23 protein-coding genes and 2 pseudogenes are annotated in these 23,916 nt (G+C 74.7%); 9 read left to right on the forward strand and 16 right to left on the reverse strand.

All coding sequences use genetic code 11. The features are described 5' to 3' along the window. Window positions 1-25: 25 nt before the first annotated feature. The 3 genes and pseudogenes from ACRB68_RS06485 to ACRB68_RS06495 all read right to left on the reverse strand — a co-directional run. Window positions 26-715 carry an ABC transporter permease gene (locus ACRB68_RS06485; protein ID WP_328593832.1) on the reverse strand — a complete coding sequence of 230 codons (690 nt, stop codon included), beginning with the start codon at window positions 713-715 and terminating at the stop codon, window positions 26-28. Continuing rightward, window positions 712-1,485: an ABC transporter permease gene (locus ACRB68_RS06490; protein ID WP_328593833.1), complete on the reverse strand. Its 774-nt coding sequence runs from the start codon at window positions 1,483-1,485 to the stop codon at window positions 712-714. Before ACRB68_RS06490 ends, ACRB68_RS06485 begins: the two co-directional genes overlap by 4 nt. A gap of 65 nt (window positions 1,486-1,550) precedes the next feature. Further along, window positions 1,551-2,294: pseudogene (locus tag ACRB68_RS06495) on the reverse strand (ABC transporter ATP-binding protein); the annotation flags it as partial. Window positions 2,295-2,489: 195 nt separating this feature from the next. Here ACRB68_RS06495 and ACRB68_RS06500 point away from each other — a divergent pair. After that, window positions 2,490-3,971, forward strand: coding sequence for an aromatic amino acid ammonia-lyase (locus ACRB68_RS06500; RefSeq protein WP_328593834.1), 1,482 nt, complete (start codon window positions 2,490-2,492; stop codon window positions 3,969-3,971). Between the two features lie 31 nt (window positions 3,972-4,002). On the opposite strand, the gene ACRB68_RS06505 is transcribed toward ACRB68_RS06500, so the two are convergent. Beyond that, the gene (locus ACRB68_RS06505) at window positions 4,003-5,004 is read right to left on the reverse strand and encodes a LacI family DNA-binding transcriptional regulator (RefSeq protein WP_328593835.1); all 1,002 of its coding nucleotides are present in this window, start codon (window positions 5,002-5,004) and stop codon (window positions 4,003-4,005) included. Between the two features lie 118 nt (window positions 5,005-5,122). On the opposite strand from ACRB68_RS06505, the gene ACRB68_RS06510 reads away from it, so the two are divergent. Further along, entirely contained in the window at window positions 5,123-6,028 is a 906-nt protein-coding gene (locus ACRB68_RS06510) for an amidohydrolase family protein (protein ID WP_328593836.1), read from the forward strand. Next, the gene (locus ACRB68_RS06515; RefSeq protein WP_153531238.1) at window positions 6,018-6,602 is read left to right on the forward strand and encodes a cysteine dioxygenase; all 585 of its coding nucleotides are present in this window, start codon (window positions 6,018-6,020) and stop codon (window positions 6,600-6,602) included. The genes ACRB68_RS06510 and ACRB68_RS06515 overlap by 11 nt, the downstream gene beginning before the upstream one ends. On the opposite strand, the gene ACRB68_RS06520 is transcribed toward ACRB68_RS06515, so the two are convergent. The 3 genes from ACRB68_RS06520 to ACRB68_RS06530 form a co-directional block, all read right to left on the reverse strand. After that, entirely contained in the window at window positions 6,509-6,874 is a 366-nt protein-coding gene (locus ACRB68_RS06520) for a hypothetical protein (RefSeq protein WP_153531239.1), read from the reverse strand. The two genes, ACRB68_RS06515 and ACRB68_RS06520, sit on opposite strands and share 94 nt — an antisense overlap. Window positions 6,875-7,003: 129 nt before the next feature. Then, a complete protein-coding gene (locus ACRB68_RS06525; protein ID WP_153531240.1) occupies window positions 7,004-7,930 on the reverse strand; it encodes a rhomboid family intramembrane serine protease in 927 nt (308 codons plus the stop codon). A gap of 76 nt (window positions 7,931-8,006) precedes the next feature. Further along, entirely contained in the window at window positions 8,007-9,056 is a 1,050-nt protein-coding gene (locus tag ACRB68_RS06530) for a hypothetical protein (protein WP_153531241.1), read from the reverse strand. A gap of 133 nt (window positions 9,057-9,189) precedes the next feature. Between ACRB68_RS06530 and ACRB68_RS06535 the strand changes: the two genes are divergently transcribed. Further along, window positions 9,190-9,924 carry an SGNH/GDSL hydrolase family protein gene (locus tag ACRB68_RS06535; RefSeq protein ID WP_153531242.1) on the forward strand — a complete coding sequence of 245 codons (735 nt, stop codon included), beginning with the start codon at window positions 9,190-9,192 and terminating at the stop codon, window positions 9,922-9,924. On the opposite strand, the gene egtD is transcribed toward ACRB68_RS06535, so the two are convergent. Genes egtD through egtA form a run of 4 tightly spaced genes read right to left on the reverse strand, consistent with a single transcriptional unit; the run spans window position 9,921 to window position 14,141 of the window. Continuing rightward, a complete protein-coding gene (egtD, locus tag ACRB68_RS06540) occupies window positions 9,921-10,871 on the reverse strand; it encodes an L-histidine N(alpha)-methyltransferase (RefSeq protein WP_153531243.1) in 951 nt (316 codons plus the stop codon). The genes ACRB68_RS06535 and egtD overlap by 4 nt on opposite strands. Before the next feature lie 11 nt (window positions 10,872-10,882). Next, on the reverse strand, window positions 10,883-11,620 hold the full coding sequence (gene egtC / locus ACRB68_RS06545; RefSeq protein WP_153531244.1) for an ergothioneine biosynthesis protein EgtC: 738 nt from the start codon (window positions 11,618-11,620) through the stop codon (window positions 10,883-10,885). After that, entirely contained in the window at window positions 11,620-12,942 is a 1,323-nt protein-coding gene (gene egtB / locus ACRB68_RS06550) for an ergothioneine biosynthesis protein EgtB (RefSeq protein ID WP_153531245.1), read from the reverse strand. The genes egtC and egtB overlap by 1 nt, the downstream gene beginning before the upstream one ends. Then, window positions 12,930-14,141, reverse strand: a complete 1,212-nt coding sequence (egtA, locus tag ACRB68_RS06555; RefSeq protein WP_153531246.1) for an ergothioneine biosynthesis glutamate--cysteine ligase EgtA — start codon at window positions 14,139-14,141, stop codon at window positions 12,930-12,932. The genes egtB and egtA overlap by 13 nt, the downstream gene beginning before the upstream one ends. 173 nt (window positions 14,142-14,314) lie before the next feature. Here egtA and ACRB68_RS40080 point away from each other — a divergent pair, with 173 nt between their 5' ends. Further along, on the forward strand, window positions 14,315-15,493 hold the full coding sequence (locus ACRB68_RS40080) for an RNA polymerase sigma factor (RefSeq protein WP_194293201.1): 1,179 nt from the start codon (window positions 14,315-14,317) through the stop codon (window positions 15,491-15,493). On the opposite strand, the gene ACRB68_RS06565 is transcribed toward ACRB68_RS40080, so the two are convergent. Then, window positions 15,490-16,113 carry a rhomboid-like protein gene (locus tag ACRB68_RS06565; RefSeq protein ID WP_194293202.1) on the reverse strand — a complete coding sequence of 208 codons (624 nt, stop codon included), beginning with the start codon at window positions 16,111-16,113 and terminating at the stop codon, window positions 15,490-15,492. The genes ACRB68_RS40080 and ACRB68_RS06565 overlap by 4 nt on opposite strands. Before the next feature lie 64 nt (window positions 16,114-16,177). Then, window positions 16,178-17,770 (reverse strand): MFS transporter, encoded by a 1,593-nt coding sequence (locus ACRB68_RS06570; RefSeq protein WP_153531248.1) that lies wholly within the window; start codon window positions 17,768-17,770, stop codon window positions 16,178-16,180. 124 nt (window positions 17,771-17,894) lie between these two features. Between ACRB68_RS06570 and ACRB68_RS06575 the strand changes: the two genes are divergently transcribed. Further along, on the forward strand, window positions 17,895-18,527 hold the full coding sequence (locus ACRB68_RS06575) for a TetR family transcriptional regulator (RefSeq protein ID WP_153531249.1): 633 nt from the start codon (window positions 17,895-17,897) through the stop codon (window positions 18,525-18,527). A 10-nt stretch (window positions 18,528-18,537) separates the two neighbouring features. Here the strand turns inward: ACRB68_RS06575 and ACRB68_RS41005 are convergent, their stop codons facing one another. Together ACRB68_RS41005 and ACRB68_RS41010 are read right to left on the reverse strand one after the other, a co-directional pair. Continuing rightward, window positions 18,538-19,191: a response regulator transcription factor gene (locus ACRB68_RS41005; RefSeq protein WP_328593837.1), complete on the reverse strand. Its 654-nt coding sequence runs from the start codon at window positions 19,189-19,191 to the stop codon at window positions 18,538-18,540. Continuing rightward, the gene (locus ACRB68_RS41010; RefSeq protein ID WP_235958756.1) at window positions 19,188-20,312 is read right to left on the reverse strand and encodes a sensor histidine kinase; all 1,125 of its coding nucleotides are present in this window, start codon (window positions 20,310-20,312) and stop codon (window positions 19,188-19,190) included. Before ACRB68_RS41010 ends, ACRB68_RS41005 begins: the two co-directional genes overlap by 4 nt. A 215-nt stretch (window positions 20,313-20,527) precedes the next feature. Between ACRB68_RS41010 and ACRB68_RS41015 the strand changes: the two are divergent. Next, window positions 20,528-21,322, forward strand: a pseudogene (locus ACRB68_RS41015) (glycosyltransferase 87 family protein); the annotation flags it as partial. 266 nt (window positions 21,323-21,588) lie between these two features. Here ACRB68_RS41015 and ACRB68_RS41020 read toward each other — a convergent pair. Then, window positions 21,589-21,918: a DUF6223 family protein gene (locus ACRB68_RS41020; RefSeq protein WP_328593838.1), complete on the reverse strand. Its 330-nt coding sequence runs from the start codon at window positions 21,916-21,918 to the stop codon at window positions 21,589-21,591. A 215-nt stretch (window positions 21,919-22,133) separates the two neighbouring features. Here ACRB68_RS41020 and ACRB68_RS06595 point away from each other — a divergent pair, with 215 nt between their 5' ends. Further along, complete coding sequence (locus ACRB68_RS06595) at window positions 22,134-23,234, forward strand: sensor histidine kinase (protein ID WP_153531251.1); 1,101 nt, start codon at window positions 22,134-22,136, stop codon at window positions 23,232-23,234. Continuing rightward, window positions 23,231-23,896, forward strand: a complete 666-nt coding sequence (locus tag ACRB68_RS06600) for a response regulator transcription factor (protein ID WP_328593839.1) — start codon at window positions 23,231-23,233, stop codon at window positions 23,894-23,896. The genes ACRB68_RS06595 and ACRB68_RS06600 overlap by 4 nt, the downstream gene beginning before the upstream one ends. Window positions 23,897-23,916 lie beyond the last annotated feature (20 nt).

Genomic DNA, 23,916 nt, shown 5'->3' on the forward strand with positions numbered 1-23,916 from the left:
TTTCGAAAAAACCGATAAGCCGGTGTCAGGAGCCCGCCGTCCGCCGCAGGCCCGGGGAGACGGCCGTGCGCGACAGCAGGCTGAACAGGAACTGGATGAGGAAGGCCAGCAGGATCACCAGGATCGCGCCGCCCGCGGTGGTGTCGTACTCCTGGCGCTTCAGGCCGTCGATGATGAACCGGCCGAGGCCGCCGAGGCCGACGAACGCCGCGATCGCCGCGGTCGACACGATCTGGATCGCGGCGGTGCGCAGCCCGAGCAGGACCAGCGGCAGCGCCAGCGGCGTCTCCACCCGCCACAGCACCTGCCGGCCGGTCATCCCCATGCCCTCGGCGGCGTCGCGCAGCTCCGGCTCGACCTGCTGGACGCCGGTGTAGGCGTTCACCAGGACCGGCGGGACCGCCAGCACCACCAGCGGGATCAAGATCGGCACCAGGTCGCTGGCGCTCAGCGTGACCACCAGCGTCAGCAGGCCGAGCGTCGGCAGCGCGCGGGCGCCGTTGGCCGACAGCAGCACCGACAGGCCGAGCCCCGACGACGCGCGGCCGCGCACGTGCCCGAGCAGCAGGCCGAGCGGCAGCGCGATCACCACGGTGATCGCGAAGGCGAGGGCGGAGTAGTACAGGTGCTCCAGCAGCCGGTGCGGGATGCCGTCGGGCCCGTGCCACTGCGCGGACTCCCCGAACCAGCGCAGCGCGTTCCAGATCGCGTTCACAGCGCGCCCTTTCCGGTCGGTGCGGCATCGGCGTGCGCGGGCGCGGCGACCTCGCGCGCGGCCTCCCGGGCGGCGCGGCGCCCGGCCCGGCCGCCTCCGCCGCGTGCCCGGGTCCACGGGGTGAGCAGCCGCTGCAGCACGACCAGCAGCACGTCCGCGACGAGCGCGAGCGCGATGGTGAGGACGATGCCGGCCAGGATCGGAGTGAGGAAGTCGCGGTTCAGGCCGTCGGTGAACAGCTGGCCGAGGCCGCCGACGCCGATCAGCGCGCCGACGCTGACCAGGCTGATGTTGGAGACCGTGGTGACCCGCAGGCCCGCCATGACGACCGGCAGCGCGATCGGCAGCTCCACCTGGACCAGCCGGCGCAGCGTGCCGAAGCCCATCGCGACAGCCGACAGCCGCACGTGCTCGGGCACCGACCGCAGCCCGTCCACCACCGCCGGGAGCAGCACCGACAGGGTGTACATGGTCAGCGGGATCATCACGGTGGTGCGGGTCAGCCCGGTGAACGGGATGAGCACGATGAACAGCGCGATCGCCGGCAGCGCGTACAGGGCGCTGGTGAGGCCGGTGACCGGCGCGTACAGCCGCCGCCACCGCACGCAGGCCAGACCGGCCGGCAGCGCGATCGCCAGGCCGATCAGGATCGGCACCACCGACATGAGCACGTGGTCGGACAGCAGCGAGCCGATCTCGTCGGTGTTGCGGTCCAGCCAGTTCCAGTTGATGAGCGGCTCGCCGTCGTCGCCGAACGCGAGCGGGCTCACCGGTCGGCCGCCTGGGGGCCGGCGACCGGGCGCTCGGCGGCGGCCTCGGCGTCCAGCTCCTGGGTGAAGCGCAGCCGGCGGATGCCGCGCTCGCCGCCGAGGAAGTCGCGGACGAAGTCGTTGGCCGGGGCGTCCAGCAGCTCGTCGGGCGTCGCGTACTGGGCGAGCTTCCCGCCGACCTGGAACACCGCGATGCGGTTGCCGAGCTTGATCGCCTCGTCGATGTCGTGGGTGACGAACACGATCGTCTTCTCCACCTCGCTCTGCAGCCGCAGGAACTCCTCCTGCAGGCTGGCGCGCACGATGGGGTCGACGGCGCTGAACGGCTCGTCCATCAGCAGGATCGGCGGGTCGGCCGCGAGCGCGCGGGCGACGCCGACGCGCTGCTGCTGGCCGCCCGACAGCTGCGCCGGGTAACGCTTGGCGAGCCCCTGGTCGAGGCCGACGCGCTCCATCAGCTCGTAGGCGTGCGCGCGGGCCTTCTTCTTGTCCTGGCCGAGCAGGAACGGCACGGTGGCGATGTTGTCGACGATCGTGCGGTGCGGGAACAGGCCTGCCTGCTGGATGACGTAGCCGATGCCGCGGCGCAGCGTGGGCGGGTCGACGTCGCGGATGTTCTTCCCGTCCACGCTGATGGTGCCCGAGGTGGCCTCGACCATCCTGTTGACCATCCGCAGCGTGGTGGTCTTGCCGCAGCCCGACGGGCCGACCAGCACGGTCAGGCTGCCCGCGGGGATCTCCAGGTCCAGCTCGTCGACGGCCACGGTGCCGTCGGGGTAGCGCTTGGTCACGCCCTCGAAGGTGATCAAACGATTCACGTCCTCATCGGGCGTCGTGGCAACGCCTTCGGTCCGCTCTGACAGGTGATGATCGGTCAGGTGATGATCGGTTACGGCTTCTACCCAACAGTAGACATCCGACACTCTCCCGCCGACCGGCGGACCCGCCGGGATGCCTCATCCTGATCATAACTACCGGAATACTCAGGAAAGTAGCGTGTCGCCGTGGAGCACAGCCGAATCGTTATCGACGGCACCGGTCTGGACTGCGGTCTGGTGGCCCGTGCGGCGCGCACGGACGTGATGATCGCCATATCCCCCGCCGGGCTGGACCGGGCCCGCGCGGCGGCGGAGACGGCCCGCGCGGTGGCCGCCGAGCGGCCGGTGTACGGGCGCACCACCGGCGTCGGCGCGAACCGGATGGTGAACGTGGAGTGGGAGGACGCCGACGCGCACGGCCTGCGGCTGCTGCGCAGCCACGCCGCCGGGGCCGGGCCGCTGGTCGCGCCCGAGATCGTGCGGGCGATGCTGACGGTCCGGCTGAACCAGCTCGCCGCCGGCGGCTCGGGCGTCGACCCGGGCGTGCTGCAGCCGCTCGCCGACGCGCTGAACCTCGGGCTGCTGCCGCCCGTCCCGGTGTACGGCGCGATCGGCACCGGCGACCTGACCGCGCTCGCCTCCACCGCGCTCTGCCTGCTCGGCGAGCGGGCCTGGCTGGGCGGCGTGGACGACGGGCCCGCGCGCGGCCCCGGCTTCCGGCTGCGCTCCTCCGACGCGCTGGCCTTCATCAGCTCCAACGCCGCCACCCTCGGCGAGGCCGCGCTCGCCGCCGCTGACCTGCGCACGCTGGTCGCCGCGTCCACCGCCGTCGCGGCGCTGTCGCTGCTGGCGGTGCGCGGCTCGGAGGAGCCCTACGTCCCGGCCGTGCACGACGCCTGCCCGCACCCGGGCCAGCAGGAGGTCGCCGCGGCCATGCGCGCGCTGCTGGCCTTCGACCACCCCGCCCCTGGCCGGATCCAGGACCCCTACGGCTACCGGGCGTTCCCGCAGGTGCACGGGCCGGCGCTGGAGGCCGCCCGGTACGCCGAGGGCGTGGTCACCCGGGAGATCAACGCCCGCGCGGAGAACCCGCTGGTCGACGTGGCGGGCCGCACGGTGTGGCACAACGGCAACTTCCACACCGCCTACGTCGGCCTCGCCCTGGACGCCGCGCGGGCCGCGCTGTTCCAGACGATGGCGCTGTCGGCGGCCCGGCTCGGCACGCTCACCGAGCCGTCCTTCACCGGCCTGTACCCGTTCCAGGCGGCCACCGAGGCGTCCTCGGGGATCATGATCCTGGAGTACGTGGCGCACTCGGCGCTCGCCGACGTGCGGCGGCTGGCCACCCCCGCGGCGCTCGGCAGCGCGGTGCTGTCGCGCGGCGTGGAGGAGCACGCGGGCTTCTCCACCCAGGCGGCGCGGGCCACCACCGACGCGCTCGCGGCGTACCGGATCGGCCTCGGCTGCGAGCTGGTCGCGGCGGTGCGGGCGCTGCGGCTGCAGGGCCGCGCCCCGGCGGGCGGGCCGCTGAAGGACGGCTACGACCTGGCGGCGCAGGTGCTGGACGAGCGGGTGGAGGACCGCCCGCTCGACGCCGACATCGCGGCGGCCGCCGACCTGCTGCCCCGCCTCGCCGAGCTGATCGGGGAGCCGGACCCGGCCCCCTGACCGCGCTCGCGTGCCCATGCGGCCCGCCCGCTCAGAGCCGGCCGGTGGAGTCGCGGACGCACAGGGAGGGCTCGCGCACGACCCGGCGTTTGCGCGGTTTGCCGTCGATGACGTCGACGACCAGGCGGACCGCGGAGTGCACGATGCCGTCGATGTCCCAGTCGACGGTGGTGAGCGGCGGCGTCAGCAGCGCCGACATCGGGTGGTTGTCGTAGCCGCAGACGGCCACATCGCCGGGGGTGGCCAGGCCGAGCTCGCGGGTGGCGGCGTACACGCCGTAGGCGATGACGTCGGAGAAGCAGAACACCGCCGAGGGGCGGTCGGAGCGGTCCAGCACCCCCAGCGCGGCGGCGGTGGCGCCGGCCAGCGACTGCGGCGCGACGGCGACGTCGACGCGCAGGCCGAGCCGCTCGGCCTCGGCCTCCACGTGCACGTCGGCGGGCCGGTCGGGGGTGCCGGCGCGGGTCGGGGTGAGCACCCCGACGCGGCGGTGCCCGAGGTCGCGCAGGTGCTCCAGGGCGAGGGTGACGCCGCGCCGGTTGTCGAAGACGACCTCGCCCTGCGCCTGGCCGCCGTGCAGGCCGTCGCCGATCGACACGACCGGGACGGACTCGGCCAGCTCGGCCCACAGCGGCGCGGACGGGTCGAGCGGCTGCACGATCAGGCCGTCGACCCGCTGGTCGCGCAGCCGGCGGGCGAGGGCCAGCTCGCGCTCGGGGTCGCCGCCGGCGTCGACCAGCAGCGCGTACCGGCCGCGGGCGAGCAGCGCGCGGCCGATGCCGACGGCCAGCGACTGCTGCCAGTAGTCCTCCAGCGAGCCGCAGAGCAGCCCGACCATGTCGGTGCGGCCGCTGGCCAGGGCGCGCGCGATCGGGTGCGCCTCGTAGCCGAGCTCCTCGGCCGCGGCGCGGACCCGCTCCTGGGTCTCCTCGCTGGTCTGGATGCCGCGCAGCGCGTACGACACCGCGGCAGGCGACAGCCCCGTCGCCTGCGCGACCTCCCGGATGGTCGTGCGCTTACGCCTGTCCGCCACGCCCCCAACCTTACGGGCCGCCGCTGACGATTCCAGGGCCCGTACTTGACGGCGCGTCGTCTGAACCGGTTCACTGAAGCGGTTAACTGATGCGGTTCAGCAAAAGGGAGGGAGACCCGTGCCCGGCGTCGACGTGCACCAGCACCTGTGGAGCACGCCGTTCACCGAGGCGCTGCGCGCCCGCACGGAATTTCCTTACCTGCGCGGCTGGACGCTCCATCTGGAGGGCGAGCCGCCCTACGAGGTGGACCCCGCCGACCACGACGCCGACCGGCGCGCCGCGCTCGCCCGCGCCGACGGCCTGGACCGCGCCCTGGTCTCCCTGTCCACCCCGCTCGGCATCGAGTGGCTGCCGCCGGACGAGGCGCGCCCCCTGCTGGACGCCTACCACCGGGGCGCCGCCGCGCTGCCCGCGCCGTTCGGCGCCTGGGCCGCCGCGAACGTCCACACGGTCGACGCGGACGCCGTCGCCGCCGACCTCGACCTCGGCTTCGCCGGCCTGCAGCTCCCCGCGTCCGCGCTGACCGACCCGGCCGGCTACGAGCGCTGCGCGCCGCTCCTCTCCCTGCTCGAGGAGCGCGGCCTGCCGCTCTTCCTGCACCCGGGGCCGGCGCCGGCCGTGCCGGGCGTCCCGGCGTGGTGGGCGGCGCTCGTCCCCTACGCGCAGCAGATGCACGCCGCCTGGTTCGCCTTCCGCGCGTTCGGCCGTCCCCGCCATCCTCACCTGCGCATATGCTTCGCCATGCTGGCCGGGCTCGCCCCCCTGCACGGCGAACGGCTCTCCGCGCGCGGCGGCGGGCGGGGCGAGATCGACCCGGCCGCGTTCGTCGAGACCTCCTCCTACGGCCCGCGCGCCGCCGACGCCGCCGTCCGCGCGCTCGGCGTCGACGTGGTCGTCCACGGCACCGACCGGCCCTACGCGGGCCCCCGCGACCTCGGCCTCGGCGAGGCCGCCGCCCACGCGTTCCGCGTGGCCAACCCGTACCGCCTGCTCACCGGAAAGGAGCGAAGCAATGCCGCCTGAGACCCTCACCCCTGGTGCCACGACGTGTCTGGCCGAGCTGCCCGCGCGCGCGCTCGACAAACGCGAACTGCGCGAGCTGGTGGACGCCCTGGCCGACGAACCGGGCCTGTGGCGGCAGCACGTCGCCTTCTCCGACGACGAGCGGCACTACGCCTCGCTCTACCGCGACGAGCACGTGGACGTGTGGCTGCTCTGCTGGACGCCGCAGAACGACACCGGCTGGCACGACCACGACATCTCCTCGGGCGCCGTCCGGGTCGTCGCGGGCGAGCTGGCCGAGTGCAACCCGCGCATCGGCGGCGAGCACGCCGAGACCCGGATCGGCGAGGGCGCCTCGTTCTGCTTCGGCCCCGACCACATCCACCGGCTCGTCGGATCGGCCCCGGCGAGCGTGTCGATCCACGCCTACTCGCCGCCGCTGTGGCGGCTCGGCCAGTACTCCATCAGCGACGGCGGCGTGATGCGCCGGCTGTCGGTCAGCTACGCCGACGAGCTGCGCCCCGTCGACGAGCCCGCGACGGCGACCACCGCCGCGAACCCGGCGGCGAGCCCGCGCAGCAACCCCGCCTCGTAGTAGGCGTCGGTCACCAGGCGCACCGACGCGTAAGCGGCGGCGGCGCCCACCACGGCGGCGAGCGTGAGGCGTCCGGCCGGAAGGCCCGGCGCCTCACGCACCGCCGCCGCTGCGGCGGCCCCGGCGACCAGCAGCCCGGCGGCGGCGGCGACCGCCGGGTGCCCGAACGTCACGCCGTAGCGGATCGCCAGCGCCGGGACGAAGAAGAAGGCCAGCCCCCACCGCAGCCCGCCCGCGATCACCTCTGTGGCCGCCGTCGCCCGTCCGCGCACCGGCAGGCACCGCGACCAGGCTCACCGCGACCGACGCGACCACCACGGCCGTGACCACCCACGCGATCACGTGAGCCCGGCCGGCGGTCCGGGGATCGGCACGCCCATCACTGATGCCCCTTCCCGTTCCTAGAGGACGGCGAGATCGCTCGCCTTGACCGCCGTGAGGGCGAGCAGCACCGCGAGCAGGGCCACGCCCGCCGCCGCCTGGACCAGGACCCGGTACCTGCCGGGGGCGTAGGCGAACGCCAGGGCGATCACGCCACCGGCCAGGAAGCCGCCCAGGTGGCCCTGCCAGGAGGTGAACCCGGCCGAGACGACCAGCCAGACCAGCGACAGGATCGTCAGCTGGTTGGCCTCGGTCATGTCGTGGCCGAGGCGGCGGCTGAACACCCAGTAGGCGGCGGTGAGGCCGAAGACGGCGCCGGACGCGCCGAGGGCGCCGGTGTGCGGGGAGACGAGGAAGGCCAGCACCGAGCCGCCGAGCGCCGCCAGCAGGTAGAGGGCGGCGAAGCGGGTGCGGCCGAGCATCTCCTCCAGCGGGCGGCCGAGGCGCCAGATCCACCACATGTTGAGCGCGATGTGCAGCACCCCGAAGCCCTGGCCGGGCGGCTGGTGCAGGAAGGCCGAGGTGAGCAGCCGGTCCCATTCGCCGTGCGCGATGCCGACCAGGTGGTAGCCGGGGTCGGTGGTGGCGCTCGGGACGTAGTACCCGCCGTCGGGGCCGACCATGCCCGAGCCCAGGCCGTCGAAGCGCTCCAGCAGGGACGGCCTGGCCAGCTCGGCGAGGTAGGCCAGCACGTTCAGCGCGATCAGGACGTAGGTGACCCACGGCGTCACCGTGACGCGCCCGCCGAAGACCGACCGCGCCTGCCGGACGCCCTTGTTGCCCTCCCGCACGCATTCGGCGCACTGCTGGCCGACGGCCGCGTCCCGCATGCAGTCCGCGCAGATGTACCGGTCGCACCGGACACAGCGGACATAGGTCTCGCGTTTGGGGTGGCGGTAGCAGGCGGGAGCGGCCTCCTGCTGAGGGACGGGGTCGACAGCGGTCATGGTGGTCTCCGGCGGGCGCGCTCGTCAGGGGGCGGCCGATCTTAACCGGAGCTTAAGAGCCGGGCTTAATCGAAGCTTAAGAATCGGTCAGCACCAGCGGCTTGCCCGACGCGTCCGCGGCGACTGCCCAGACCTTGCCCGTGCCCGGGACGACGGCCAGCCGGTGCGGCCGGGCGCCCGTCGGGACCGTCGCCGCCTCCCACACGCCGTCGACGTAGCGGTAGGGCCGCCCCGCCGCAGGTTCGGCGCCGCTCAGCGCCCACAGGGTGCCGTCGCCGGCCGGCGCCAGGTCCAGCACGTCCTCGCCCGCGACGGGGACCGTCATCCTGGTCCAGGCGCCGTCCTTCAGGTGCACGAGCGCGCCCGGGCCGATCAGCCACGCCTCGCCGGGGCCGCCCGGCACGACGGCGGTGAAGTTCACGGTGCTCGGCCGCATGTCCTCCGGCACGGGGATCTCATGCCAGGCGGCACCGTCCCAGTGGGCGAGGGTGGGGTAGCCGAAGCCGCCGGTCCGGTAGCCGGTGCCCACCGCGTAGGCGTCGTCGGCGGCGCGGCCCTGCAGGTCGATGAGGTTGGCGAAGGTGCCGGGCAGTGAGGCCTCCTGCCAGGCGTTCCCGCTGCGGCGGTACAGCGGGGCGGCGAGTCCCTCGACCCGGGCCCAGGCCCCGGCGGCGCTCGCCCGGAACCACGTGTAGGTGTGCCCGGCGGGTGCGGCGACGGGCTGGAACGCCGTGCCGTCGAAACGGAAGACCTGCGGGGTCGAGTTCCCGCTGGCGGCCCAGGTCTCCGTGGCCGTGCCGCCGACCGCGACCACGGCGCCCTGGCCCTGCCAGCCGTTGATCGGGTACTCCTTCCAGGCCGAGCCGGTCCACTGGCGGATCACCGGGTTGCCGTTGCTGCCCACGGCGCACGGCGTCCACGGCACCCAGACGGCGCAGAACGCGCCCTGGCGGCCGGCGGCCCACACCTTGGCGGGCGAGACGGCGTCGACGTCGTACAGGTCCGCGTTCGGCCAGAGGAACGGCAGCGCGACCGGGTGGAGGGAGGCGGGGGCGGCGTGGGCGGGGGCGGGGGCGGCGAGGAGGGCGCACGCGGCTGCGGCCGCTGCGGCGGCGAGGCGTTTCATGGTCATCACTATGCCAATGAACGACGTTGTCTGCCAGTGGTCACTGGCATGATCCGGCGCGCGGGTCACGGTCGCGCAACCGGGGCGGATCAGTAAAATCGGCCGATCGTTCTCCCCGAAACGGTGGTTCACCATGCGCTTTCGCCGTGCCCTGCTGCTCGCCGGCCTGGCCTGCCTGACCCTGGCCGGGTGCGAGGCGGCGGGCGGCCCGGCGACCGCGCGCAAGGCGCCCGTGCCGGTCCGGCCCGCCGCCGCCGGGCCGCCGCTGGTGATGTTCCTCGGCGACTCCTACACCGTCGGCGAGCGCGGCGCGCTGCCGGAGAACACCTACGCCTCGGCGACGGCGCGGCTGCTCGGCTGGCAGGTCGTGGTCGGCGGCCGGGGCGGCACCGGGTTCGTGGCGACCGGGCTGCGCGGGCAGACGTTCGGGGCGATGTTCGAGAGCCAGCTCGGCTGGCGGCCCGCGCCCGACCTGCTGGTGGTGTCGGGCGGCCACAACGACGCGCGGTACCCGGCGGCGCGGGCCGGCGCGGGGGCCCGCGAGCTGCTGGGCCGGGCCGGGCAGCGCTGGCCCGGCACCCGGCAGGTGCTGATCGGGCCGCTGTGGGGCAACGAGCGCCCGTCCGCCGCCGTGCTCGCCGTCCGCGACGCGCTGCGGGGCGTCGCCGGCGAGCTGCGCGTCCCGTTCGTCGACCCGATCGCCGAGCGGTGGATCACCGGTGACCACCGCGACGGCACCGGCAACGCCCGGCGCTACATCAAGCCCGACGGGGTGCACCCGACCGTGCCGGGCCACCGGTACCTGGCCTCCCGGCTGGCCCAGGACCTGCGCCGGCTCGGCCTGGCGCACCCCCTCCGCACGCGTTAGGCGGGACGGGCCAGCGTGAGCGAGAAGTCGCCCGCCTCGTCGGTCCAGAACTCCGCGAGCGCGAGCCCGGCGGCGCCGAGCTCGGCCTCCATCCGCTCGCGCCGGAACTTGGCCGAGATCTCGGTGCGCGTCTCCTCCCCGGCGGCGAACTCCACCTCCAGGTCCAGGCCGCCGATCCGCACCCGCTGGTCGCGGGCCGAGCGCAGCCGCATCTCGATCCACTCCTCGGCCTCGTTCCAGACCGCGACGTGCGCGAAGGCGGCCACGTCGAAGTCGGCGTCCAGCTCCCGGTTGATCACGTGCAGGACGTTGCGGTTGAACTCGGCGGTGACCCCGGCGGCGTCGTCGTAGGCGCGCACCAGCCGGCCGGCGTCCTTGACCAGGTCGGCGCCGAGCAGCAGCGCGTCGTCCGGCGCCATGGTGGCGCGCAGCCCGCCGAGGAAGCCGATCCGCTCGGCGGGCGGCATGTTGCCGAGCGTCCCGCCGAGGAAGGCGATCAGCCGCCGCTCGCCGGCGGGCAGCTGGTGCAGGTGCCGCTCGTAGTCGGCGACGACCGGGTGGACGGTGAGGCCCGGATGGTCGGCGGCGATCCCGGCGGCGGCGCCCTCCAGGAAGTCGCCGCTGACGTCCACCGGCACGTAGGTGCGCAGGGTGCCCGCGAGGGCGTCCAGCAGCAGCCGGGTCTTCTCCCCCGAGCCGGCGCCGAGCTCCAGCAGCGTCCGGGCGCCGGTGACCGCGGCGATCTCGGGCGCGCGGGCGGCGAGGATCTCGCGTTCGCGGCGGGTCGGGTAGTACTCCTCCAGCGCGGTGATCTGCTCGAACAGCTCGCTGCCGCGCTCGTCGTAGAACCATTTGGGCGGGAGCGTCTTCGGTGTCGCGGTGAGGCCGTCGTGCACGTCCAGGCGCAGCGCCTTGGCCAGGTCGTCCGGTGTCAGGAAGCGGTCCATGCGGGTTCCCCTCAGAGCGGTGTGATCTGGACGCCGGCGGCGGGCGCGGCGGTGACCAGCGAGCGGTCGGGCACGGCCCGCCAGCCGGGGCCGTCGTCCAGGGGCTCGGACGCGAGCGTGATCGCGTCCGGGCTCTCCCGGACGAACAGCGAGTCGCCCCAGGTGGTGGCGGCGAGCGCGGTCCCGTCGGCGGCGAGCAGGTTGTAGCGGCCGGGCGCCAGGCCGGTGATCGCCTGGACGACGGCGGCCAGGCCGTCGCCGAGGCCGCCGCCCTCGCGCCAGTGCCGGGCGGCGAGCGCGAACAGCAGCGCCGAGTCGACGGGCGCGCGGGCGTCCGGGATGTCCGCCAGGTCGCCGGCCAGCTCGCGCAGCTTGCCCTCGATCCCGCCGAATCCGGTGACCTTGCCGTTGTGGCTGAACAGGCGGGCGCCGGCGCGGAACGGCTGGGCGCACGACTCGTCCACCGGGAAGCCCGACGTCGCCGACCGGACCGCCGCGACCGCGCAGGACGCCCGGACGGCCCCGGCGATCTCCCGGAACGACTGGTCGGTCCACAGCGGCTGCGCCCGCCGGAACCGGATCGGCTCGGGCGCCTCCCCGTACCAGCCGACGCCGAACCCGTCCGCGTTGAGCAGGTTGCCCTGCGTCATGCGGGGCGCGTACGTCTGGTGCTCCAGGGAGTGGTCGCCGCCGTAGATCAGCTCGTGCAGTGTGCGCGCGGGGCCGAGGTAGCCGACGTGGCGGCACATCAGGCGGCGTCCCTGGCACAGCGGAAACCGGAGAAGATCTGGCGGCGGATGGGGTAGTCCCAGTTGCGGAAGGTGTTGCGCACCGCCAGCGGGTGGGTCGCCCAGGAGCCGCCCCGCAGAACCTTGTACTCCGGCCCGAAGAAGACTTCCGAGTACTCCTTGTAGGGGAAGGAGCGGAAACCGGGGTAGCCGTGGAAGTCCGAGGACGTCCACTCCCACACGTCGCCGACCATACGGCGCACCCCGTATGCGGACGCGCCCGAGGCGTACGCCCCCTTCACCGAGGGGCGGTGTGCGCGCTGCCCGAGGTTCGCGTGGTCTTCCGCGTAGTCGTCTCCCCAGGGGTAGCGGCGCGCGTGCTGCGCGTCCGGCCCCCAGCTCGCGGCCTTCTCCCACTCGGCCTCGGTGGGCAGCCGCTTGCCCGCCCAGCGGGCGTAGGCGTCGGCCTCGTACCAGCACACGTGCTGGACGGCCTCGGCGAGCGGAATCGGCTCGACGTGCCCGAAACGCCGCCGCACCCACTGCTCCCCCTCGCGCGTCCAGAACGCGGGCGCGCGCTTGCCGCCGGACTGGCGCCACTCCCAGCCCTTGGGGTCCCACCAGCGCGGGTCGTCGTAGCCACCCGCTTCCATGAACGCCAGGTATTCGGCGTTGCTGACGGGTTCGGTGTCGATGTAGTAGGCAGGCAGGTCCACCAGGTGCCTGGGGCGCTCGTTGTCGTAGGACCAGTGGTCGTCGGAAGTGCCCATGACGAACGGCCCGGCACCGATCAGCACCTCGGACGCCGCCGCCGGGGCGATGTGGCCGGCCGGCTCCGGCGGGTCGAGCAGGGCGGGCCCGTCCTTGCGGAGCTGGTGTGTGGCGAGCATGGTCTCGTCGTGCATGTGCTCGTGCTGCAGGACCATCCCGTACACGAAGCCGCCGCCGGTCAGCCGGTCCGGACCGTCGAAGCGAACCTTGTCCAGGGAGTCCAGGACCTTGGCACGGACGGTGGCGATGTAGGTGGCCGCCTCCGCCGGGGGCAGCAGCGGCAGCGTGGGGCGGGTAGCCCGGGGGTGTTCGAACGCGTCGTACAGCCCGTCGATCTCGGGCCGCATCGGCGCGGTCCCGGCGGCGGCGCGCAGCAACCACAGTTCTTCGTAGTTGCCGATGTGCGCCAGGTCCCAGACGAGCGGGGACATCAGCGGCGAGACCTGGGCGGTGAGGCGGGTGTCGTCGAGCACGCCGGTGGTGAGGCCGTGGCTGCGGTCGCGGGCCGCGCCGAGCTCTCCGGCGATGCGTTCCTTCAGCGCGTGCTCGTCCAGCGTGTTCAGCGGGGCCATGCGGTGTTCTCCTCGCTCGGCAGGTCGTCGGCGGGGCAGCGCCCGCGTTCGACGTAGCGGGCGGCGTACTCGGCCACCAGCGGGACCAGCCCGGCGGCGCCGAGCCGGGGCAGCGCGTCCAGCGCCGCGGCGAAGCAGGCGCGGGCCGCGGCGGCCAGGGGCGGATCGGTGAGGGCGTCGCGGGCGGCCTCGGCCCAGCGGCCGGCGACCGGTTCGACGGCGGCGTCCGCGGCGGCCGCGGCCGCCGGGTCCTCCAGCAGGGCGGTGGCGACGGCGACCGGCACCGGCCAGTACCGGCCGGGCAGCGCGTCGATCATCCGCAGCTCCAGCCAGCCGCGCGGCCGCACCGGCGGGAACAGCGTGGACAGGTGGTAGTCCAGGTCGGACAGGGTCGGCTCGCCCTTGTCCAGCCACTCGGCGAAGGTCATGCCGGGATCGGCGAGCCACTCCCCGGCGGCGGTACGGATCACCATGACGCGGGCGTCCAGCGCGTACCGGGCCCACTCCTCGGCGGGGTCGCCGCCGTCGTGGACCGGGCCCGTGGTGACAGGTGCCGTGCGGCAGGGGTCCAGTTCGGTCCAGACGCCCTGCCTGGACGAGCGCAGGCCGGTCCGGCGGCCCGCGCACAGCGGCGAGTTGGCGAACGCGGCGACCAGCACCGGGCCGAGCGCGTGGGTGCGCCGCCAGCGCCGGGCGGCGTCGGCCGCGTCGGCGCCGATGTCCAGGCAGACCTGCACCGAGGCCGTCGAGCACATCATGGCGAGCCCGGCACCGGCGAAGCCGGTGGCGTCGAAGTAGTCGCGCATGCACCCGTAGCGCGGATGCTCGGCCTGGAACAGGGGCCGCCGCAGCGGGTCGGCGCCGTGTCCGACCAGGTCCAGGCCGGCCGGGACGAGGGCGGCCCGCACGTGCGCGATGTCGGCGGCGAGCCCCTCGTGCAGGGCCGCGAGGCCCGTGGGGAACGGCGCGGAGCTGAGCTCCAGCTGCCCGCCCGGCTCGTAGCTGATCCGGCTGCCGCACGGCGGCGGCCCGGCGGCCTCGACGAGCGCGCGCACCCGGGCGCCGGGCGGGTGGGCGGCCGGGTCGTCGGCGCAGGTGACGAACCACTCGGTCTCCGCGCCGACCGTGCCGGGCGGGCCGTTCTTGAAGCAGACGCCGTGCAGGTACTGGTGGACGTCGTCCACGGTGAGCCGGGTCATCCGGGGCCGCCTTTCGAGATCGACAACAAGTTCGAATCCTTCCCTGCTGAACCGGATCAGCAATCCAACCAATTCCTGAAATTTGTCTACGTCTGAGCGAACACCGACCATGCGGCGCAGCACCCCGTTCCGTGCACTAGAGTCCCGGTCACCCCCTTTTGTCCGGAGGTCACATGCGCGCAGACCTGGGCTCCCTTTACGCCGCGCACGCCGATCGTCTTTACGCTCACTGCTGGTCGCTGCTCGGCGACGAGCAGGCCGCCGCCGCCGTCACCGACACCTTCGCCGCCGCCGTCCGGCATCCGCCGCGCGGCGACAGCGTGCTCTGGCTCTACGCGCTGTCGCGTTCGGCCTGCACCGAGCGCGGCGCCTTCGACGAGCCCGTGTTCACCGCGGGCGACGACCCACTGCTGCGCGCGGCCGCCACGCTGCGCGCCGACCACCGTGAGGCGCTGCTGCTGTGGGCGGGCGAATGGCTGGAGGTGCCCGACATCGCGCGGGTCCTCGGCATCGCGCCCGACACCGCACGGCAGCTGCTGCACGCCGCCCGCGCCCGCCTGGAACGCGGCGTGCTGGACACGCTGATGCGCAGCACCACCGGCGGCGACCTGGAACTGATCGAGGCGTTCGAGAAGGGCCGGCTGCACCAGCTGCTCGCCCACCGCGCGCCCGCGCAGGCCCCCGGGACGCTGCGCGACCGGATCCTCGCGCTCGCCGAGGAGGGCGCCGTCCAGCCCCTGGCGACGCTCGCCGCGCCGGCCCCGCCGCTGGTGGTCGTCGGCGCGCCCGCCGCCACGGACCGGCCGCGCCGCGGCCTGGCCAGGGGCATCGCGGTCATCGCGGGCGCGGCGGCCTCGGTCGCCGCCGCGATCGGGATGCTGGTGTCGTGGCCGGCCGCGCGGGGCGTCGGCGTCAGCTCGGTGACCCCGTCGTCGTCGGACGGCGTGCACGGCGACCCCGCCCTCACGGGCACCTCGGCGGCGCCGCTCGGCGACAGCGCCGTCCCGACCAAGTCCGGGGAGGCGCCGACCACGCAGTACGACCAGTCCCCGGCGCCGGCGACCTCTCCGCAGCCGGTCGCCCAGCCGACGCAGGGCGGCGGTGGCGGTGGGAAGCAGCCGTCCGGCAAGCCGGAGCACGGCAGGAAGCCCGCCGAGACGACGCCGCCTCCCTCGGCGACGAACCCGCCGCCGAGCACTCCCCCGCCCACCACGGACCCGGCGCCGGAGCCGACTCCGCCGCCGCCGACCACCGAGGAGCCGTCGACCCCGCCGCCGGCGCCGACGCCGGCCGAGCCGCCCGCCGAGACGCCCGAGCCGACGTCCAACCCGACGCCCTCCCCCGGCGGCTAGCCGGGTTCTGGCGCGAGCGCCCCGCGGCGCTCGCGCCAGAGCAGCAGGCCGCCGACCAGGCCGCCGCTCACCATGGCGACGACGTGGCCGACGGCGGCGACCTCCAGCGTGCCGATGCCCTCGAACAGCACCGGCGCGAGCCCGCACCACCCGGCGAGGGCGAGCAGCCGCGGCAGCCGCCCCGGCCCGTACAGGACCGCCGCGACCAGCGCGGCCGACAGCACGTAGGACGGGCCGACGTCGGGGATGGTGCGGACCGAGGCCGACAGCAGCCCCGCCTCCAGCCGCACCAGCGCGACGCCCTGGCTGACCAGGGTGCCGAGCACGTGCGCGACCGCGATCAGCAGCACCGCGCGCAGGTTCCCGAACCGGCGCGCGACCGGGAACAGCCCGACCGCGGCGAGCGCCAGCAGCACCGGCTGGGCGCTCTCGGCGACGAAGGCCGAGACGACCATCGTGCCGACCGGGTTGACGGCGAGGTTGGCCAGGTTGGTGCTCGCCCAGCCGACCAGCGCCCGCTCCCCCTCGGGGGACAGGACGCAGACCTGCACCACCGCCATGGCGGCGAAGAGACCGAGGAACGTGAGGGGCGTCGCGTAGCGCCGGAGGAAGCCGTCCATCACCGCGAAGGCTAGGACATCCGGCGGGCGGTACGCCCGGAGATCCATGGAAATCCGCCTCGGGTCAGGCGGGCACCGCGTCGACCGGGGACTGGCCGCGCCGCACCAGCAGCGCCGCCGCGATCGCGATGGCCGACACCACGCCCGCGACGGTCAGCGCGGACTGGAAGCCGTCCATGAACGCCTGGTGGCTGCCGTCGGTGATCGCGGCGGCGGTGCGCGCGGACGTTCCGGGCGGGACGGGCGCGACGCCCTGCGCGACCAGCCCGGCCTGCCCCGACAGCGGCCCGGCCGCCCGCTCGGGCACGCCCGCCTCGGTCAGCCGGCCGAACAGCACGTCGCCGACCCGGCCCGACAGCAGCGTGCCGAGCACGGCGGTGCCGAGGACCCCGCCGACCTGGGAGGCGGTCTGCTGGAGGCCGCCCGCGACGCCCGCCAGGTGCTCGGGCGCGTTGCCGACGATCGCCTCGGTCCCGGCGACCAGCACCATCCCGAACGCCAGCCCGATCAGCACGAACCACGGCCAGATCTGCAGGTAGGGGGCGTCCACCCCGATCCGGGCGAGGCCGAACATGGCGGCGGCGGTGAACACCATGCCGATGACCAGCGGGACGCGCGGGCCGAACCGGCTGGTCAGCGCCCCGGCGATGGGCGAGGCGACGATGAACACCGCGGTCATCGGCAGCATCCGCACGCCCGCCTGCACCGGGCTCATCCCGTGCACCTGCTGCAGGTAGAGGGTGACGAAGAAGATCGTGCCGAACATGCCGAAGAACGCCAGCACGATCAGCCCGGTGGCGGCCGACAGCGACACCGACCGGAACAGCCCGAGCGGCAGCAGCGGGTGCGCGGCGCGCAGCTCGTTCACCGCGAAGGCGGCGAACAGCACCACCGCGACGGCGAACGACACCAGCGGGACGGCGGCGCCGAAGCCGTGCTCGCCCGCCTTGATCAGGCCCCAGACCAGGGCGAACAGGGCACCGGTCAGCAGGGCGACGCCGGGCAGGTCGAACGACCCGGCGGCCTGCTCGTCGCGGGACTCGCGGATCACCCAGAGGCCGACCAGCAGCGCGACCAGGCCGAGCGGCGCGTTGAGGAAGAACACCGACTCCCAGCTGACGTTCTCCACCAGCAGCCCGGCCACGATCGGGCCGCCCGCGATGGAGATACCGACGGTGGCGCCCCACACGCCGATCGCGGTGTTCAGCCGCTCGGCGGGGAAGGTGCTGCGCAGGATGGCCAGGCTGGCCGGTTGCAGGAGGGCCCCCGCGAACCCCTGCACCACGCGCCAGAAGATGACCATCCCGAGGCCGCCGGACAGGCCGATGAGCAGCGAGGCGATGGCGAAGCCGACCACGCCGGCCAGGAAGGTGCGGCGCCGCCCGAACCGGTCGGCGATCTTGCCGGCCGGGATGAGGGTGACCGCGAGCGCGAGCAGGTAGGCGTTGGTGACCCACTGCAGGCCCGACAGGGAGGCGCCGAGGTCCTTGGCGATGGCGGGGTTGGCGATGGAGACGACGGTGGCGTCCAGGCCGACCATCATCACGCCGAGCGCGACGGCGACCAGGGTCAGCCAGGGATGGCCGTGCCCGGCGCGGGCGGGCCGTACGGGCGGGGCGCCGGGCTCCAGGAGCCCGGCGCTCGGGGACTGCGACATGGTGCGTCCTCCGGGACGAGGGAAGTGGAGCCCTAAAAGTGTCATGCCATGACACTTGTCGTCAAGCGACTCTCGTCATCGCGCGACGGTTGGCACGCGGTGGCTTCCCGGTTACACTTCGCCCATGACCGCGACCGACGCCCTCCCCGCGGGCCGGCGCGAACGCAAGAAGCAGCAGACCCGCGAGGCGCTCATCGACGCCGCGTTCCGCCTCTTCGCCGACAAGGGCTTCGACGCCACCACCGTCGAGGAGATCGCCGACGCGGTGGACGTGTCCTCACGCACCTTCTTCCGCTACTTCGCCTCCAAAGAGGACGTCGCGCTCACCTTCCAGGAGGAGCAGCACCGGGCGGTGCTGGCCGCCCTGGCCGCCCGCCCCGCCGACGAGCCGATCATGACGGCGCTGCGCCGCACCGTGGTCGGCATCGCGCGGGCCTGCGAGCGCGGCGAACTCGGCTTCGACCCGTCCCGCTTCCAGTGCATGATGGAGCTGATGTCGCGCAGCGACACGCTGCTGGCGGGCAGCCTGGAGCACGCCCAGCGCAAGCAGGCCGCCGTCGTCGCGGCGATCGCCGACCGGATGGGCGTGGACCCGGCCGCCGACCTGCGGCCGCACGTCATCGGCGCGGTGATCCACAGCGCCTTCCGCGCCGCCTCCGACATCCTCGCCACGCCCGAGATGGGCTACACGACGCTGTCCGAGGCGGCCGACGCGGTCTTCGCCATCCTCGAAGAGGGCTTCGACACCCCGCGGTGATCCCCGGCGCTCAGCGCGGCGGGCCGGCCAGCCCCAGCTCGTAGGCGATGATCACCAGGTGCACGCGGTCGCGGGCGTCCAGCTTGGCGAACAGCCGCGCCACGTGCGCCTTGGCCGTCGCCGCGCTGATGCACAGCTCCGCGGCGATCTCGCCGTTGGACAGGCCGCGGCCGACCAGCGCCAGCACCTCACGCTCGCGCTCGGTGATGCCCGGGACCGGACGCCGCGCCGGCGCCGGCTCGGGCCGGGCGGCGAACTCGGCGATCAGGCGGCCGGTGACGCTCGGCGCGATCAGCCCGTCGCCGGCGGCGACGACCCGGATGCCGGCCAGGATCTCCTCCAGCGCCATGTCCTTGACCAGGAAGCCGCTCGCGCCCGCGCGCAGCGCGCCGTAGACGTACTCGTCGTCGTCGAAGGTGGTGAGGACCAGCACCCGCGCCGCCCCCGCCTCCGCGGTGATCCGCCGGGTGGCCTCGATGCCGTCCATGCCGGGCATCCGGATGTCCATCACGACCACGTCGGGCCGCGTCTCGCGCGCCAGCCGGACCGCCTCGGCGCCCGTCCCGGCCTCCCCGGCGAGCTCCAGGCCGGGGGTGTCGGCGATGAGCACGCGCAGGCCGGCGCGGATGAGGGGCTGGTCGTCCACCAGCGCGACGCGGATCACCGCGGCACCGGCAGCCGCGCCGCCACCCGGAAGCCGCCGCCGGGCCGCGGCCCGGCGGCGAAGTCGCCGTGCAGCAGGCCGACCCGCTCGCGCATGCCGACGATCCCGTAGCCGGCGCCGCCCGGCCCGCCGCCGCTCCCCTCGTCCAGGACCTCCACGGCCAGCTCCCCCGCGCGCTGCTCGATCGTCACCCGGCACTCGGGCACCCCGGCGTGCCGCACCACGTTCGTGACCGCCTCCTGCACGATGCGGAACGCCGACTGCTCGATCTCGGCGGGCAGCGGCCGCCGCTCGCCGCGCCAGCGCACCTCCACCCGCACCCCCGCGCCCGCCGTCGCCTCGGCCAGCCGCGCCACGTCGGCCAGGCCCGGCGCGGAGCCGAGCGGGACGGGCCCGGCCTGGCGCAGCGCGCCGAGCATCCGGCGCAGCCCGGCCAGGGTCTCCCGGCTGGTCGCCTCGATCGCGCTCAGCGCGTTGCGCGCCTCGGCCGGCTGGGTCTCGATCACCCGGCTGCCGACCCCGGCCTGGATCGCGATGATCCCGATGCTGTGCGCGACCATGTCGTGCAGCTCGCGGGCGATCCGCAGCCGCTCCTCGGTGACGGCCTGCGCGGCGGCCCGGTCGCGCAGCTGCCCGGCGTGCTCGCGGCGCTCGCGGGCCGAGTCGCCGGCCGTCCAGGCCACCAGGACGCCCAGCACGATGATCACGACCGTGCGGGAGAGGCCGGCCGGGCCGGAGATGTAGGCGAACGCGGCGACGAGCTGCACCGCGGCCGTCAGCGCGGCGGCGGCGGCCGAGGTCCGGCGCGGCCGGGTCGCCGCGATGAGGGCGACCGCCAGGTCGTCCATCAGGATCATCACGTAGCCGACGCCCCACGAGGTGACGGTCACCGCCCCGCCGGCCCAGCAGGCGAGCATCAGCGCGAGGGCGGGCAGCGGCCGGCGGAGCAGCAGGCCGACGGGCAGCAGCATGAGCAGCAGCACCATGAGCAGGCCCCAGCCGTCGCGGTCGCCCTTGACCAGCTGCGCCAGCGCGGCCAGGAGCAGCGGGAACGCCAGGGCGCCGCACCAGCGCAGGGCCGTCCGCACGACCGGCGGCAGCGAACGCGGCATAACGGACATGCGGCGATCGTAGCCACATGATCACCCCGGCACATCGGCCCGCGGGCGTACGCCCCAGGGCCACTGTCGCGCCGGGGATTGCCGCCGCCGGCCCGATGCCCCGCGAGGGGCGCTCACGACAACGTTGACCGCCCTGCCCCCATGGACGGAACGATGCCGTGAGACGTTCGCCCTTCCCCGCTGTTTATGGACTGCTGGCCGCCCAGATCGTGGCCGTGCTGCTGTTCGCCGCCTTCTGGGATTCCTTGGATTTCCGCATTTACCGGCTTGGCGGGGATGCGGTCACTCAGGGCGCGGACCTCTATCTGAAACGGCACGCCGGTCTCTGGTACACCAACACGCCCTTCGCGGCCACGCTGTTCATTCCTCTCGCGGAACTGCCGCTCGCCGTCGCGCGTGTCCTGTGGCAGTCGGCGTCGGTCGGGGCGTTCGCCTGGGCCTGCGCGATGGCGCTCAAGCTCGCAGGTCACCGCCCATCGAGGCGGGTGATCGCCACCACTGTGGCCCTCGGCCTCCTGCTTCAGCCCATGTGGCAGTCCATCTTTCTGGGGCAGGTGAACCCTTTCCTGCTGGCTCTCGTGCTCACCGATATCCGGCGCGTTTCCCTGAACCGAGCCGCGGGCATCGGAATCGGCATCGCCGCAGCCATCAAGCTGACCCCGGGCATCTTCATCGTCATGCTTTTGGTGACGCGGCGCTTCAAGGACGCGTTCATAGCCGGCGGCACTTTCGCCCTCTGCACCTCCATCGCCTACCTCATCGCGCCGGAAGCGTCCCGTGTCTATTGGAAGGGCACCTTCTGCGACACCTCACGTGTGGGCGTCACCTACATCAGCAACCAGTCCCCGTTCGCCGCGGCGGCCCGCATCCTCGGTAGTGCGAACGACGTGCCCGGCTGGTTCTTCGCCGTGCCGTTGGCGCTCGGGCTCGCCGGTCTGGCCGTCGCGGCACTGTGGGCGCGCCGGAACGACTGGCTGGCCGCTGCGGCGGTGACGGGGACAACGGGACTGCTGGTCTCCCCGATCTCCTGGGCGCACCACTGGCTGTGGGTCGTGCCGGCGCTGCTCGTGCTCGTCCGGAACGGCGCCCGCGTCCCGGCGGCGGGTGCGTACCTGCTCTTCGCCCTGTCGCCGCTGTGGTGGACGCCGCACGGCGGCCACCGGCTGCAGTTCGGGTTCCACGGGCCGCTGACGCTCGTCGCCAACTGCTACCTGGTGGCCGGGCTCGCGTTCCTCGCCTATATGGCCGCCGCCCTGCGCGGACCGGCCGGACGCGGTCAGGTGGTGCGGCGGGAGCGGGACAGGGACAGGCCGCCGAGGATCACGGCGACCAGCCCCAGCATCAGGGCGAAGATACCGCCGCCCAGGCCGTTGCCGGTGCCGAGGCCGCCGTCGGCGGTGACCACGACGAGCCCGCCGGCGACCATGGCGACCACGCCCGCGCCGAGGGCCGCGACGGCTCCGTTCCGGCCGAAGCGGGCGGCGCGGGCCAGGGCGAGGCCGCCGGCGACCACGCCGGCCAGCCCCGACAGCGCGGCCACGATGGCCCCGATCCGGCCGGGGCCCATGGAGTAGGCGTCGGCGGCGAGCAGGAACGTGTCTGGCATGAGGGGCTCCTTCGGGTACGGCGGGGTGTGACGTGATCATGTCCGCCGGGCCCGCCTCCGGTCGTCCGCCCGGGGCGGGTGATCCGCCCTCCCGCCGGCGCCGCACCCGGCTACCGCGAACGCGGCACGGGCCGCGCGAGTACCGCGGCCGCGGTAGCCGGCCGGTCGTCCGCGCGCAGGAGCCGCCCGCGCCGCCGTCCGGCTAGGGTGCGCGCATGGGCAGCGGACAGATCGGCATGAAAGACTGGGCGATCGCCGTCGCCGTGGCGACGGTCCTGCTGGTCACCGGGCTGTCCGAGCAGGGCTTCGACCCGCTCGGCTGCGCGCTGCTGGCGGCCGGCGGCCTGGCGCTGGCCGCGCGCCGCCTCGCCCCGGTCCCCGTCCTCGCCGCCACCGGGCTGTGCACGGTGGGCTACCAGGCGGCCGGGTTCGACGTGCCCGCCGTCGCGTTCCTGTTCGCGGTGTACGCGGCCGTGCGGGCCGGGCACCGCGCCGTCACGGTGGCGGCGAGCGTGGCCATGCTGGCGGCGCTGCCCCTCGCGGCCGTGATCTCGGGCCTGCACGACACCGGCCGGGCGCTCGCGCAGGCCCGTGGCGCCCTGGAGATCGCCTGGCTCGTCGCCGCCGGCGCCGCGGGCGAGGCGCTGCGGCAGGCCGAGCGGCGCGCCGACGAGGCCGAGCGCACCCGGGAGGAGACCGCGCGGCGCCGCGCCGACGAGGAGCGGCTGCGCATCGCGCGCGAGCTGCACGACTCGCTCACCCACCAGATCTCGATCGTCAAGGTGCAGGCCGAGGTCGCGGTGCACGTGGCGCGCCGGCGCGGCGAGCAGGTGCCCGAGGCGCTGCTGGCGATCCAGGAGGCCGGGCGGGAGGCGGCCCGGGAGCTGCGCGCGACCCTGGAGGCGCTGCGCGACGACGGCACCGCCCCGCCGCGCGGGCTCGAGCACGTCCCCGAGCTGGTGGAGCGGGCCCGCGCCATCGGCCTGGACGCGACGCTGACGATCGAGGGGCGGCGGCAGGGCGTGCCGGCCGCGGTGGGCCGGACCGTCTACCGGATCGTCCAGGAGGCGCTCACCAACGTCGCCCGGCACGCGGGCGCCGCCTCCGCGTCGGTCCGGATCGACTGCCGCCCCGACGCCCTGGCGGTCCGCGTCGACGACGACGGCGCGGCCGGGCCGGGCACCGCGCCGCCCGGCGTCGGGCTGCTCGGCATGCGCGAGCGCGTCACCGCCCTCGGCGGCCGGCTGCACGCCGGGCCGCGCGGCGAGGGCGGCTTCACCGTCCAGGCCGAGCTCCCCGTGGAGCCGGCGCCGTGATCCGCGTCCTGCTGGTCGACGACCAGCCGCTGCTGCGCAGCGGGTTCCGCGCCCTGCTGGACCTCGAGGACGACATCGAGGTGGTCGCCGAGGCCGCCGACGGGGCGCAGGGCCTCGCCCTCGCCCGCGCGCACCTGCCCGACATCGCCCTCGTCGACATCCAGATGCCGGTCATGGACGGCATCGAGACGACCCGGCGCATCGCCGCGGACCCGGCCCTGGCCGGGGTGCACGTCGTCATCCTCACCAACTACGGCATGGACGAGCACGTCCTGGACGCGCTGCGCGCCGGCGCCGCCGGGTTCCTGGTCAAGGACATCCTGCCCGAGGACTTCCTGCACGCCGTGCGGGTCGCCGCGCGCGGCGACGCGCTGCTGGCGCCGTCGATCACCCGCCGGCTCATCGACCGGTTCGTCACCCAGCCGGTCCGCACCGGCCGCGGGCCGGAGGGGCTGACCGGCCGCGAACGCGAGGCCGTCGTCCTGGTCGCGCAGGGCCTGTCCAACGACCAGATCGCCGCCCGCATGGCGATCACCCCGCTGACCGCCAAGACCCACGTCAACCGGGCCATGGCCAAGCTCGGCGTCCGCGACCGCGCCCAGCTCGTCGTGCTCGCCTACGAGTCGGGCCTGGTGGTCCCCGCGCCGCGGAACAGTCCTTGACCATGTGATCCGTGTGGCCT

It is taken from the genome of Actinomadura macrotermitis, assembly GCF_009604375.1.
Lineage (GTDB): Bacteria > Actinomycetota > Actinomycetes > Streptosporangiales > Streptosporangiaceae > Spirillospora > Spirillospora macrotermitis.